We start from the raw sequence: 13,033 nt of genomic DNA, 5'->3' as shown, positions 1-13,033 counted from the left end.
GGGATAGAAATGAATTTATGGCCAGATCATGAAACAAATATCGACCTTCTTGGCTTTTCCTACATTGCTGATGTTGTTGCAAATCTGGCTTCCGCAGATCATTTGCTTCCGGCTACCATTGGCGTTTTTGGTGACTGGGGTAGTGGCAAGTCAAGCCTGATTTCAATGGTTCGACAAAAGCTTGAAAAAAACGAAAGAACATTAGTGCTAGATTTTAATGGCTGGCTCTTTGAGGGATATGATGACGCAAAGTCCGCGCTTATGGGTACAATTATCGATGAGATTTTAAGTCATCAAACACCAAGTAAAAAGGTAAAAACTCTTGCGGTGAATTTGTTGCGCCGGGTAAATTGGTTCCGGGTGGCAGGTACGCTGATGCGCCACAGTGTTAAATATGGGACAGCATTATTTACCGGAGGTCCAGCAGGTGTGGGGCTGATTGCAGGCCTTGATGCCAAACAGGCTCTGGAAAAGGCCTCAGAGAAAATTAATGATGTAAAAGAGGAAGAGTTAAACAAGCTGTTTGAGAGCGAGACGGCACACAATCTAAGGCGGGGCATACGTGAATTCCGGAAGGATTTTGAGTTCTTACTCAGTGAGAGTAACATAGAAAAACTAGTAGTTATCATTGATGATCTTGATAGGTGCCTGCCTGACACAATTATAGAAACTCTTGAAGCCATTAAGCTTTTTCTCTTTGTACCCCGGACAGCCTTTATAATAGGAGCGGATGAGAGGCTGGTAGAATACGCTGTAAAACAGCGTTTCCCAGAGTTTCAGGGCAACAAATCAGAGGTAAGCAAGGACTACCTGGAAAAGCTAATTCAATATCCGGTAAGGGTACCCCCTCTTGGCAGGGCAGAAATGGAAACCTATATCTCACTACTTTTTACCGAAGCCTCTGGTTTAGACAGTGACTTAATAACGAAAACACGCACCAAAGCTTTAGAGTGTATAGGCACGGACCTTGAACTAAGCTTTGGCATTGAGGAAGCCCAGGGAGTGATTGGGGAACTATCTAAAGAATTACAGGAGAGCCTGGCCATCTCTGCTCGGATTGCGCCGCTTTTAGCGAGGGGACTCAATGGGAATCCACGTCAGTGCAAGCGATTCCTAAACACATTTGTTCTCCGTTTAGAAATGGCTAGACTGCGTGGAATTACCCTTGAGCAGCGCGTCCTGGTAAAACTGATGTTGCTTGAGCGATTCAGGCCGGAATCTTTTAAACAACTTGCTCGCTGGCAGGCTGCCCAGGGGGGGCGGCCACAACAACTAAAAAATAAGGCAATTTCACCATTACAAGCAGTAGGTTTAGAACGTGATGTCAGGGTATATGTCAGGGAACGTGTAAGGCTTGAACTCGGAGAACAAGACCCGGTGTCGATTGACTGGAATGGTCCTGCTGGGCGTAATATCATTGATACAGTTTTTCAGGAGGCGTATGGCTTTTTGGAGGTGGAACAATGAGTTGGGATGTAGTTATCATAATTGGGAATAGTGATATTTTTGCTCCTATAAGCCAAGGTGGGCCAGTATTAGGCGTCTCCTTTGACAGGCCGGAAGATCCGTTTTTGGCTCGGGAAAGTGTTCTTAATAAAATCGCAGATGTTCTTGGTTCTGTCCCAGGAAATACTGCCTGCGATCTTTTGCGTGCTGCAATTGCTGTCTATTCTGCTGATCTATTAATCTCCCGCAGATATGCATCAGATGGGTGGACAAGGGATATTAATATCTATCTCCCTGTCACTTCGTTAGCAGTTTGGCAGCAGGCAGGGCCGTTACTTACCGAATTATTGACCTTTCTTAGTGGGGACCGCTGGCAATTTTACTTCCGGGAGTTTTCAGCAGAACGGGAAGGTTATAAAAAACTGCCTGAAAATCTGCCTGAGGCAGTATCTTTATTTTCCGGGGGTCTCGACTCCCTTATTGGTGCTATTGACCTGCTATCGGAAGGTAAAAAGGTAGCACTTGTGTCACACCATGGAGGGGGCAGCACGCCAAAATTCCAGAATGACCTATTTAAGTGTTTAAAAGACGAATATGGTGAACAGTTAGTGCCACTCCAGTTCTATGTTCTTCCCCCGCAAGTTCCCAGAATAGATTCGGACCCAGACAACGAAGATACTACACGCACGAGATCTTTTCTGTTTTTTGCACTAGGTATTGCAGTGGCAGATGCTCTTGGTACAGGTATTCCGCTATATGTGGCTGAAAACGGGCTTATCTCACTTAATGTTCCGCTGACACCAGCCCGGCTTGGCAGCTGCAGCACCCGTACAACCCATCCATACTACGTTGCTTTATATAGGGAAGTATTACAGGCTCTAAATTTGACTCATTCTCTTAATCTCAATTACCGTTTTAAGACAAAAGGTGAGATGATTAGGGAAAGTAAGAATCAGGATCTGCTCAGAAGAACCCTTCCTCTCATCATGTCTTGCGCACATCCGGATAATCGCCGCCTTGAATACCTGCCGCCTGGCGGTCACTGCGGTTATTGTTTTCCCTGCATCATCCGCCAGGCAGCAGTCTTTGAAAGTGGCATGCATGATGCAGAATATGACCATGATATTTTTAATCTTCCGCCACTCTCAGGATCGGATAAAGGGAAAGATCTACGGGCAATGGAAATTGCTCTAGAAAGGTTTAGTCAACGGGGAGAGGAGAAGGCTGTTTTTGACGTGCTCAGTTCTGGGCCTATTCCCCCTGATGAATTATCCCAGTATATCGAGGTATATTGCCGCGGTATGAAAGAAATAGCAAAATTTTTAGGGAGAAACAAAGGATGAATAGTCTGAATACGAGTCGGCTGGTAGACTGTCATTTTCATTTGGACCTGTTTGAGAATCCAGTAAAGATCGCAACTGAAATTGAGGCTTCAGGGGTTGAGGTAATAGCTGTTACAAATACGCCCTCTGTTTTTAAAGCCACTCAGAACCTTGTGGGTTGTTATAAATATATCCACGCTGCTCTGGGTTTACATCCCCAACTTGTAGGAACGCGGAGCCAGGAACTTGCACTCATGGAGAATCTATTGAAGGAAACCCGTTTTATTGGGGAAGTAGGCCTAGATTACACTACTGGCAACGAACAGGAAATTAAGCTCCAGCGAAAGGTCTTCGAAGAGATTTTAAAGAAATGCGCAACAGAAGGAAATAAAATCCTAACGGTTCATTCACGCCAGGCAGCCAGTGATGTTATTGCCATGATTGGGCCTGACTATCCGGGACGAGTTATTCTTCACTGGTTTAGCGGATCAGTAAAAGACCTCAAAAAAGCAATGGATTATGGTATGTATATATCAATCAATATTTCCATGGTAAGATCGGCTAAAGGTCAAAGCCTAATAAAGCATATGAACCCTGATTTGGTGCTTACTGAGACTGACGGTCCTTTTGTTCGTGTCGGAAAAGTACCAGCCGTTCCTGCTGATGTAATTAATGTGATTCATTTTCTAGCTAATGCCTGGAATTGTGATGTAAAGGAAGCAAAGGCTCGTGTGTATGAAAATTATTTGAAGGCTATAGGTTTTACACATATGAATCCTATATAAACCCAGTTAAAAGGCAACGAACTTATCTAATTTTTTAGGAGGGAGGGGAATCAGATGGGTTTATTTGACGGAATAAAAAAGCTATTTTTAGGGGCTAAGCTCCAGGAAACTAATTTGCCAGCTGTTTCGGGGGCAAACCTTACTATCAAAACATTACAAAGCCGTTATTTAAACAAGTTTTAAAAGTACAGCTAGCGAGTGAAATTGAAGACACCTGGGACAGTTTCTTTTCCAGTAGCAAAACGAACGAAAAGTTGGAAGGCTTTATTCGGCAGACAGGAAAAAAAGTACGCCTTCACTATTATGGGACTAACTCGCTGGTGGCTGAACACAGTAGCCGTATAGAAATAGTAAGCAAATCAAGTCTAAAAAGGATTCTCTTAAAAGACACCCCTTTTGAAGGAATGAACGTGCTTGAGGTGAATGCCAATGGGGCAATTTTAGGGGATAAAGAACGCATCGGTTTTATTAACTTTCGTTCGTTGGAAGGGATGATCTATGAGTTCCAGTGGCAGCCATTCAGCCAGGCACTGGCTAAAGACTACTGGCTTGTCGGTACCCGGGAGACCTATTACGGGCCTGGGGAGCTGTATTGTTTTTCTTTTTCTGGGGAACATCAGTGGGGTATTCGCTTTACTGAAAAGATGGATACCATGTTCGGCACTATAGAGGTTACGCCTTATCATCTTAAAGTTTCCAGTGATTCAAGCGATATTTTTGTCTCCAGTATGGATCGACTATACCGTATAAATCCTGATGGTTCTCTAGCTATGCGAGTGGCTATTTCTGAACTGAAAGAGACTGAACTACAAGAGAAAGAGAGAAAACGACAGGCCAAATACTCGTCTAAACCTAAAACAGAAAAAGAAGCAATTGAAATGATCGCTAATAAGATGGCCCAGAATTTTATCAGCGGCTTTACCAGGCTTACTTTTAACTCTCCCTTTACAGCTTTTACCCATGACCCCAGTACCGATATGGTTTTTATTCTAGAAAATGAAGGACGGTTAACAGGCTGGGATAAGAAAGGATTTTTAGCCTGGAGCGTTACCTTTAAAGAGGGTGGGCGTTATCTTAAGTGGTTGGATGAAAACCTTATAATATCTTTAGAATCCGGGCAGACTTTCTGGCTCAATCACAGGGGAGAATTTACATATGCTGCCAAACTTCCCAAACAAGCCAGTACTGTTTTGCCTATACCTGGCCAAGAAAAACAACTGATTGTTTGTGAAGACAACAGGTTATATGAGTTGGACAAAATCACCGGTGAGCTGGTGGCAGGAATGGAAGGCCACCCTGGAATGCAGCTATTCCAAATAGAAGGACACAACATTTTTTATGATGGTAAGAATTCAGCCATGGGTTACCTGTGGTTGGCACCGGCGGGGCAATCCTGGCAAATCAAAAGGGTTCAGCATGTTACAAATTCCGCCCAAGGTACGGATGATTTGAATTCAGTAGTACCTGAAGTTAAAGCGGACAAGCCGTTTAAACTAAGGTGGAAATACGAAGATGCAAAGGGTTATGGGATAAGGCTAATAGATAAACAATACAAGCATTTTATTACACTAAAACGGATTGATTCTCAATCCAAAACAGGTAGACTACAGGATATAGTCGAGATACTGTGCTTTGATTTTGACCTGCACTTGCAATGGAGTAAAGAGGTAAAAACCTACCCTTTTAGTGTATACTTAGCTCCCGATGGTGAAACCCTCTTTATAGGTTTAGGTAAAGGGGATGGTAGTGATGTGGCCTATGACCCGGGTTATTTATTAATGATAGATTCCAAAGGAAAAGAGATTGCTAAAAGGAAGATACCGGCTATAGGTTTTTCCATAGACTTTATTACTGATGATCGGGCCATTTTTATGTTTAGTCAAGAAAACGGTACTTTGCATTACGAATACTCCAAAGATGAAAAAGGTGTATGGCATCAAGGAAAACAAATTAAGGAATCACTGGCGAAAGGGGAGTTTGGAGCCGGGCTTAATGATCTGAATCTAGCAGATTACACAATCAAGCGAACTGATAAAAAACAGTACCAGATTTCGCACGGAACCATAAGTGAGGAAATCAGACTACTGGCTGCAATTTACGAAGCCTTAGAACTAACTAACGAAAAATTGGTTTTAAGAATAGGTAATAAAACCATTCGCTGCCTTGGACCAGACTTTCAGAAAGAATGGGAGCTTAAAACAAAGCATAATATATCCTCCCTTGTACTAGGAGAAAATGGCATCTTACTCGTGAGCAAAGAGGAGATTGCTTTTGTCGATCTTGACGGGGTCATAAAATGGCGGCTTTCTGCACCGCCCAATTCTTATGAAAATCAAGCCAGTTGGATTAAAGAAAAAAGTATATTTTTATGGGTAGCTGGGAATGAACATAACTTTGTAATTTGCAGTATTAAGGAAGAAGGGAAAATCGAGAACAGCCAGGCTTTTCAGGATATAAGAAAATATGAAGGTGCTTTGTTTATTGAGGAAGCTGGCATGTTCCTAGTTCATTTTCTCGATTTTGTTGAATGTTATTCCATTTAGAATGGCTATTACCTTTTCTGGAATATAATTAGGGGAGAATTTTGTTCCTTAATTTTTGATTTTTCGTAGATAATAAATTCTTTAGCTTTTTTAAGCACTATTATGATTTACTTGTTTTAAAAGATCTTTGACTGAAAAAAGATTAATTTACAAAATATGATATGCCGTTAAATGACTGATGACTGAAATAAGATTAATGTTTAGCCGTCGAATATGTAGCGGCTTTCTCAATATATACAGGATGAAATAAATTGATTTAGGCCTTCTAATTATCTTTTTCATGCACTCAAGGCATATAGAAAGCGTCGCGAGGATTTATTAATTAGGTATTAATATTTAAACAAAACTTGTAATTAATTATAGCATATGTTATATTTTTTATAATATATGCTATAATTTGAGGTGTAAACATACGGTCTTATTGGTGATAATGTAAATTTTAGAAAAGCAGCTGAAGCTATTTGCGCTGAAGAACGAGCGAAATAACATGGTGTTTTAGCAGATAAAATTGAAGAATTATTAAAAATGTCTAGCTGCCCAACAGTAAAAGAAAGTACTTCGCCTGTTATTATGAAAAACGGGGTGAATGAACAGTCTTTATTTTGGAAGAAAACTCCTCGAAAAAGGCTAGACCGCTTAGTTTTGCCTTTAAATGTGATTGAATTATGTAAAGGTTTAATTGAAGAGCAAACACGTGCAAATTTATTGCGTTCATATGGTGTAGAACCGAGAAACAAACTTTTATTGATTTTGGGCCTCCAGGGAACGGAAAAACCTCTCTAGCTGAAGCAATTGCCGAATCGCTGATGTTGCCCTTCCTTATTGTTAGGTATGAGGGTATAGTTGGAGCATATCTTGGAGAGACAGCCAGCCGACTTTCCAAGCTTTTTGAATATGTGAAGACCAGAAAATGTGTGCTCTTTTTTGACGAATTTGAAACACTGGGCAAAGAACGTGGTGATGTTCACGAAACAGGTGAAATTAAAAGGGTTGTCAGTTCACTGCTGCTTCATATAGAAAATCGGAGGAAAAATGCTCATGGTGACAAAACGGAAAGAATGGTACAAAAACAAGTTTATATCAATTTTTGGCGGCGTTATTATCCATGAAATTGATGGATATTTTGTATTCGAAGCAGAAAGAAGAAATAAAAATTATGGAAAGAAAAGAGGATGATTCAATGTATATGTTGGAAGAGATACTTGAGAACTGGAATATTGCAAAACCCTATAAGGTATCAGAGGTTGATGTAACAAAATATGAGAATGGAAAGCCTAATGCATGGATAGTCAATGAAATATATGTGTTAAAAAGGTTTGTAAATCCGGATTACATGAAACAGGGTATAGAAATTACCAAGGCATTAGCTGGTGAATGGGTGCCTGTAGCAGTACCTGTTAAAACAAAAGCACAAACAGACTATTGTATGATAGATAATGAGTATTTCTGCTTATATCCAAGGCTTGCAGGAAAAGGCCTGAGAGATCACTTTGAAGGAAATTACCTGAACCGTGCCACATATCTCGGACAAATAATTGGAAATTTGCATCGTGCTTTTGTAAAGTGCGGGAGCATTATTACATTCCATGAGAATAATCTGTTTGAAGATGTGGCAAATTGGGCAATTCCTATTGCAAAAGAGTTTGCAGAAAAAAGAGGTGTTTTGATTTGCGATGAACTTATCAACAATTATAAAAGTGGGTTTGAGGGTATTTATAAAGAACTCACTCGTCAGATCATTCACAGGGACAGCCATGGCGAAAATCTTCTTTTCGAGAATGGGAGGTTTACTGGATATGTGGATTTTGACCTGAGCCAGTGGAATGTCCGGATTTTTGACCCATGCTATATGTCTACCGGAATTTTGTCAGGCTGTTTTGAAGATGCCGATAAACGTCAGCATTGGATATCAATATTTAAAAATATTATAGAAGGATATGATGCTGTTTGTATTCTGAGTCATGAAGAAAAGAGAGCCCTCATTTATGTGCTATATTCTATTCAGTTCATCTTCATTGCCTATTTTGTTGAAAATGGATACCCACAGTTAGCTGAAACAAATATCAGAATGCTGAATTGGATTTATGAAAACAGGAACAGATTGGAGGTATTATAAATATGTCGATAACAAAAATTGAAACCAAAAGATTGACACTTCGACCTTTCACACAAAAAGATGCTGGTGTGGCAGCAATAAATAGCCAGCAGCCCAATGTAGCTTACTGGATGCCGGATATGATATTGGAAGATGAAGCAACTGCAGCGAAGTGGATTGACTGGATTAATGAAAAGTGCCTGGCATCTGAACTATTCATGTTTTTTGCCATTGAACGCAAGGAAGATGATATATGCATTGGGCTGGTAGGATACGCTCCAAAAACGGAGATAAATAATGAGATTGAAATTCTTTATGCAATTACCGATCCATACCAGGGTTACGGCTATGCCACTGAAGCGGCAAAAGCACTTATATGGTACGCTTTTGAGGAGAAAGGACTGAATATGCTGTCAGCTGTTATTAAGCCTGAAAACACTGCATCGCGAAAAGTGATTGAGAAATTGGGATTCATATATGGCGATACACGCAAGCTGCATTATAACGGTAAGATGGCAGATTTTGAATATTACCGTTTATACCATATTGAGCATATTCCGGACCCTGAGTGGAACTTTAATTGCAATGTGGAAGAAATGGCCGGGTTTTTCGATGTTCGTGCAGGTGGTTATGATTCGCACATGCTTAGAAGTGCTACTGATATTGAAGACTATAAGCGTGCGGTTTTACCCATATCGGTTAGCAGCAATGAAATCAATATACTTGACCTTGGCTGTGGCACCGGAATTGAACTGGAGCATCTGTTTGAACGTGTACCGAATGCCAGGGTTACTTGCATTGATTTATCAGAAAAAATGCTGGAGATATTGAAAAACAAGTACCTGTCGAAATCGCAGCAGATTAAGACCATATGTGGTTCATACATTGATTGGGAGTACCCTAAAGAGTTCTTTGACTATGTTATTTCCAGTTGCACGATGCATCATTTCATGCAGGATATAAAAGTCGGGATATACAGAAATATTCTATATTGATATTCCTTTTACTATTGAACTGCAGAAGGAACTGCTTTTAAAGGCTGGTTTTTCTGAGGTATCTGTATTCCATGAGGATATTAAGCCTTCCGGTAGTGGAGCTGTTTTGATTGCCAAGAAATAATTTTTCTTATTATAAGAAATATGTAATTATAGTTAATATGTAGCAAGGGGATATACTTAAAACATAAAGTATATTTAGCCGGATGTCCGTTATTCTTATAAATAATTTCATGTGGAAAGCAGTAATCTAGTAATATATAATAGATGGCACATGGAAAGTTTTTCTATGTACCACTTTTATTTGGGGTGAATTTAATGATGCTTTTGAGAGATGTCACAAAATCCGATGAAAGCATATATGCAGTTTGGCAAAATGATAAAGAAATAACCGGCTACTTAAGCAGACTGTGTCCATACAATAGTAGTGTGGGAGATTATGATACATCAACAGTATGCTGGTTTATCATCGAAGAAGAAGCATGTGATATTGGATCCGTCTGGCTTGAAAAAGACAGATCACAACCTGATACTATGATCTTGGGTATTTTCATTTCCGGAGAGCAGTACAGAGGTAAGGGAATAGGAAGCAAAGCGATAGAAGAAGCAATCCGGATTTCAAAACAGAGAATTGCTTTTGAAAAAGTAAGCCTGAATGTTCGAAAAAGCAATTTGAGAGCAATACACTGCTATGAAAAATGTAGTTTCAGAATTTTTGGCGAAGGACAAAAGTTAGCTTCAGACGGTACTGTTCCTCCACCACTGACATCACAGCTTTTGTGCTGGTGTTCCCGCCGCTGGATGAAGCGGATAAATATCAGATCCTGCCGTTTTTCTGGATTCCGGAGGACAATATTGACCAGCGTGTGCGGCGGGAACATGTGCCGTATGACATATGGGAGCGGCAGGGCTTATTATACACGACCGAAGGCAACGTGGTACATTACGGATTCATTGAGAGTTTCATTGAGGAGCTTGGTATGAAATATAACATTAAGGAGATTGCCTTTGATCGCTAGGGAGCGGTGCAAATGACACAGAACCTTGAAGCTTTGGGCTTTACTGTTGTCCCGTTCGGTCAGGGTTTCAAAGACATGTCGCCACCTACTAAAGAACTGATGAAGCTGACTTTGGAGGAGCGCATAGCCCATGGCGGTCATCTGGTGCTTCGCTGGATGATGGACAATATCTTTGTCAAAACCGATCCTGCCGGAAATATAAAGCCTGATAAGGAAAAGTCCACAGAGCGGATAGACGGCGCGGTCGCACTCATTATGGCGCTTGACCGCGCTTTAAGGCATGGCGGGGAGAATGTCGGCTCAGTTTATGATGAGCGAGGGCTTTTGTTCATATAAATTTATAGCGAATAAATAATTGATATTGGGGCATAATTATGGTACAATAAAGCCACAGAAAGGAGCCGAATATTATGCCTAAAATTATTCCAATTCGCGAGTTAAAAAATACAAGTAAGATTTCTCAGATGTGCCATGAATCAGATGAGCCTATTTTTGTAACGAAAAACGGATACGGGGATATGGTCATCATGAGTATGAAAATGTATGAGGAAAAGATGTTCATGTCCGATGTATACCGTAAACTGAATGCTGCCGAGGAACAATTGACGGAGGTGAAAATACTTGACGGAGATGAATCTCTGAAAAGTATAAGAGAAAAGTACAATGTATAAGCTGGTTGTTACAGAACTTGCTCACCAGGATTTGGACAGTATTGTATCGTACATTGCCGTCCAATTGGCGAATCCAACGGCTGCGTCGGATTTTCTTGACGAGGTTGACAAGTGCTATGGCTATCTGAAAAGCAATCCGATGATGTATTCCAAATGTAACGATAACCGTTTGGAAAAAGAGGGTTATCGCAAGGCCGTTATTAAAAACTACATCCTTGTTTATAAAGTGGATGAAAGCAATAAAACAGTAAGTATTCTGCGTTTCTTCTACGGAGCGCGGGATTACGCTAAACTGATATAAATTGATGTAATCCAAAAATAACGAAGAGCATCGCTATGGCGGTGCTTTTTTTCATGCCCATTTTAAGGAGAGTGATGCCTATGAGAATATTCTCTCGTCTGTTCAAAGCAAGAGACAAGCCGAAAAACAGCCTGTTCGGCAATGCCTACAGCTTTTTCTTCGGTGGTACCAGCAGCGGCAAGACGGTCAACGAGCGGACTGCCATGCAGACAACGGCAGTGTATGCCTGTGTAAGGATACTGGCCGAGGCCATCGCAGGGCTTCCGCTTCACGTGTACCGTTATAAGGAAGACGGCGACAAAGAAAAAGCGCTCACCTACCCGTTATATTATCTGCTCCATGACGAGCCAAACCCTGAGATGACTTCATTGTCCCGACGAGTTTGAACGTACTCTTGTAGAAGCGCTGGAAGAGGAAAATATCTTCCGCCAGATTGCCAATGTCATTACAACTTCCAGCGGCGACAAGAAAATTCCGGTGGTGGCAAGCAAGGGCACTGCATCCTGGGTGGATGAGGAAGGCCAGATCCCGGAAAGCGACAACTCCTTTGCGCAGGTATCCATAGGAGCCTACAAGTTGGCAACAATGATCAAAGTGTCTGAGGAGCTCTTAAACGACAGTGTATTCAATCTGGAGCAGTATATCGCCAAAGAGTTTGCCCGCCGTATCGGTGCGAAAGAGGAGGAAGCTTTCTTTATCGGGGACGGCTCCGGCAAACCCACCGGCATCTTAGCGGATACGGGCGGCGGCGAGGTAGGAGTGACTGCAGCAAGCGCGACAGCCATTACCCTCGACGAGGTAATGGACTTGTTTTACAGCCTTAAGTCTCCCTACCGCAGGAACGCGGTATTTATCATGAACGACTCAACAGTCAAGGCCATACGAAAGCTCAAGGACAATAACGGCCAGTATCTCTGGCAGCCTTCCGTTACTGCCGGAACGCCGGATATCATCCTCAACCGCCCTGTCAAGACTTCGGCCTACATGCCTGCTATTGCCGCCGGAGCTAAGACCATTGTGTTTGGTGACTTCAGCTACTATTGGGTGGCAGACCGCCAGGGCAGGGTCTTCAAGCGGCTTAACGAGCTGTATGCCGCTACCGGACAGGTAGGATTCATGGCTACCCAGCGCGTGGACGGCAAGCTGGTGCTGGCCGAGGCCGTCAAAATTCTTCAGCAGAAGGCATCCTAATGAGAAACGGGGGACGGCGGTATGGAGCTTATAGAGAAAGTCAAAGCCAACCTCATACTGCAGCACAGCGAAGACGATGCGCTTTTGCAGGAATACATCAAAGCCGCAGTCGCCTATGCGGAGAGCTATCAGAAAAAGTCGGAGGGGTATTATGCCGACAATCCCATGCCACCCACCACCGAACAGGCCGTTATCATGCTGTCGTCCCACTTTTATGAAAGCCGGGACGGCAGCGCAGGCGGTTTTTTTGCCGATAACGTGCAGGCAGGGCAGCAGGTGTGGAATACGGTAAATCTGCTGCTCCGGCTGGACAAGGATTGGAGGGTTTGAGAGATGAGTTTTGGGAAGCGGCATACAAGAACGCAATAATGGAAGCGATGTTCAAAGGTACCAAAAGAAACATTCAAAGCGAGGATGACTTAAAAAACACACCGGCCGGGTGAGCGATGAGGAATTGTTTACCCGGCTTTTATATTACGGCACTGTCCAGCTTCATCGCTCGGAGGAGGAAGTATGGCTCATGCCCATCGGGAACCTGCTGGATTTATGGGAGTGCCACAAGCAGTTCTTAGGTATTTCCAAACCGAAACGGGAGCTGAGCATAGATGATGTGATTCCTTATGGAATATAAGCATCAAAAAAGCAGGGAATCCAGTCCCTGCTTT

At 42.1% G+C, this 13,033-nt stretch carries 12 protein-coding genes and 3 pseudogenes; all 15 read left to right on the top strand.

Annotated elements, in window-relative coordinates; all coding sequences use genetic code 11:
- The first annotated feature begins 9 nt into the window (after nucleotides 1-9).
- The 15 genes and pseudogenes from HPY74_05555 (at nucleotide 10) to HPY74_05485 (ending at nucleotide 12,999) form a co-directional block, all read left to right on the top strand.
- Complete coding sequence (locus HPY74_05555; GenBank protein NSW90139.1) at nucleotides 10-1,467, top strand: NTPase; 1,458 nt, start codon at nucleotides 10-12, stop codon at nucleotides 1,465-1,467.
- Entirely contained in the window at nucleotides 1,464-2,789 is a 1,326-nt protein-coding gene (locus tag HPY74_05550) for an ATPase (GenBank protein NSW90138.1), read from the top strand. Before HPY74_05555 ends, HPY74_05550 begins: the two co-directional genes overlap by 4 nt.
- Nucleotides 2,786-3,553 carry a TatD family hydrolase gene (locus HPY74_05545; GenBank protein NSW90137.1) on the top strand — a complete coding sequence of 256 codons (768 nt, stop codon included), beginning with the start codon at nucleotides 2,786-2,788 and terminating at the stop codon, nucleotides 3,551-3,553. The genes HPY74_05550 and HPY74_05545 overlap by 4 nt, the downstream gene beginning before the upstream one ends.
- 320 nt (nucleotides 3,554-3,873) lie before the next feature.
- Nucleotides 3,874-6,096, top strand: a complete 2,223-nt coding sequence (locus HPY74_05540) for an ornithine cyclodeaminase (GenBank protein NSW90136.1) — start codon at nucleotides 3,874-3,876, stop codon at nucleotides 6,094-6,096.
- Between the two features lie 387 nt (nucleotides 6,097-6,483).
- Nucleotides 6,484-7,205, top strand: a pseudogene (locus tag HPY74_05535) (AAA family ATPase).
- Nucleotides 7,202-8,212: a phosphotransferase gene (locus HPY74_05530; GenBank protein ID NSW90135.1), complete on the top strand. Its 1,011-nt coding sequence runs from the start codon at nucleotides 7,202-7,204 to the stop codon at nucleotides 8,210-8,212. Before HPY74_05535 ends, HPY74_05530 begins: the two are co-directional and overlap by 4 nt.
- 2 nt (nucleotides 8,213-8,214) lie before the next feature.
- Nucleotides 8,215-9,186, top strand: coding sequence for a GNAT family N-acetyltransferase (locus HPY74_05525; GenBank protein ID NSW90134.1), 972 nt, complete (start codon nucleotides 8,215-8,217; stop codon nucleotides 9,184-9,186).
- A gap of 318 nt (nucleotides 9,187-9,504) precedes the next feature.
- Nucleotides 9,505-10,170 (top strand): GNAT family N-acetyltransferase, encoded by a 666-nt coding sequence (locus HPY74_05520; protein NSW90133.1) that lies wholly within the window; start codon nucleotides 9,505-9,507, stop codon nucleotides 10,168-10,170.
- 47 nt (nucleotides 10,171-10,217) lie between these two features.
- Entirely contained in the window at nucleotides 10,218-10,541 is a 324-nt protein-coding gene (locus HPY74_05515; GenBank protein ID NSW90132.1) for a hypothetical protein, read from the top strand.
- Nucleotides 10,542-10,615: 74 nt separating this feature from the next.
- Nucleotides 10,616-10,876, top strand: coding sequence for a type II toxin-antitoxin system Phd/YefM family antitoxin (locus tag HPY74_05510; protein NSW90131.1), 261 nt, complete (start codon nucleotides 10,616-10,618; stop codon nucleotides 10,874-10,876).
- Nucleotides 10,869-11,177: a type II toxin-antitoxin system RelE/ParE family toxin gene (locus HPY74_05505; protein ID NSW90130.1), complete on the top strand. Its 309-nt coding sequence runs from the start codon at nucleotides 10,869-10,871 to the stop codon at nucleotides 11,175-11,177. Before HPY74_05510 ends, HPY74_05505 begins: the two co-directional genes overlap by 8 nt.
- An 80-nt stretch (nucleotides 11,178-11,257) precedes the next feature.
- Nucleotides 11,258-11,545, top strand: a pseudogene (locus tag HPY74_05500) (phage portal protein).
- A gap of 4 nt (nucleotides 11,546-11,549) precedes the next feature.
- Nucleotides 11,550-12,368: pseudogene (locus HPY74_05495) on the top strand (phage major capsid protein).
- Nucleotides 12,369-12,389: 21 nt separating this feature from the next.
- Complete coding sequence (locus HPY74_05490; GenBank protein ID NSW90129.1) at nucleotides 12,390-12,698, top strand: phage gp6-like head-tail connector protein; 309 nt, start codon at nucleotides 12,390-12,392, stop codon at nucleotides 12,696-12,698.
- A 109-nt stretch (nucleotides 12,699-12,807) separates the two neighbouring features.
- A complete protein-coding gene (locus HPY74_05485) occupies nucleotides 12,808-12,999 on the top strand; it encodes a hypothetical protein (GenBank protein NSW90128.1) in 192 nt (63 codons plus the stop codon).
- The last annotated feature ends 34 nt before the right edge of the window (nucleotides 13,000-13,033 follow it).

The sequence above is a fragment of the Bacillota bacterium genome (assembly GCA_013314855.1).
Lineage (GTDB): Bacteria > Bacillota > Clostridia > Acetivibrionales > DUMC01 > Ch48.
This window is presented reverse-complemented; position numbering and strand designations above follow the sequence as displayed.

Bases quoted from the DNA above. Each gene is read 5' to 3' on its own strand.
- HPY74_05510 (NSW90131.1), top strand. From the start codon at position 10,616: ATGCCTAAAATTATTCCAATTCGCGAGTTAAAAAATACAAGTAAGATT.
- HPY74_05520 (NSW90133.1), top strand. From the start codon at position 9,505: ATGATGCTTTTGAGAGATGTCACAAAATCCGATGAAAGCATATATGCA.
- HPY74_05515 (NSW90132.1), top strand. From the start codon at position 10,218: ATGACACAGAACCTTGAAGCTTTGGGCTTTACTGTTGTCCCGTTCGGT.
- HPY74_05490 (NSW90129.1), top strand. From the start codon at position 12,390: ATGGAGCTTATAGAGAAAGTCAAAGCCAACCTCATACTGCAGCACAGC.
- HPY74_05550 (NSW90138.1), top strand. From the start codon at position 1,464: ATGAGTTGGGATGTAGTTATCATAATTGGGAATAGTGATATTTTTGCT.
- HPY74_05525 (NSW90134.1), top strand. From the start codon at position 8,215: ATGTCGATAACAAAAATTGAAACCAAAAGATTGACACTTCGACCTTTC.
- HPY74_05555 (NSW90139.1), top strand. From the start codon at position 10: ATGAATTTATGGCCAGATCATGAAACAAATATCGACCTTCTTGGCTTT.
- HPY74_05505 (NSW90130.1), top strand. From the start codon at position 10,869: ATGTATAAGCTGGTTGTTACAGAACTTGCTCACCAGGATTTGGACAGT.
- HPY74_05530 (NSW90135.1), top strand. From the start codon at position 7,202: ATGAAATTGATGGATATTTTGTATTCGAAGCAGAAAGAAGAAATAAAA.
- HPY74_05545 (NSW90137.1), top strand. From the start codon at position 2,786: ATGAATAGTCTGAATACGAGTCGGCTGGTAGACTGTCATTTTCATTTG.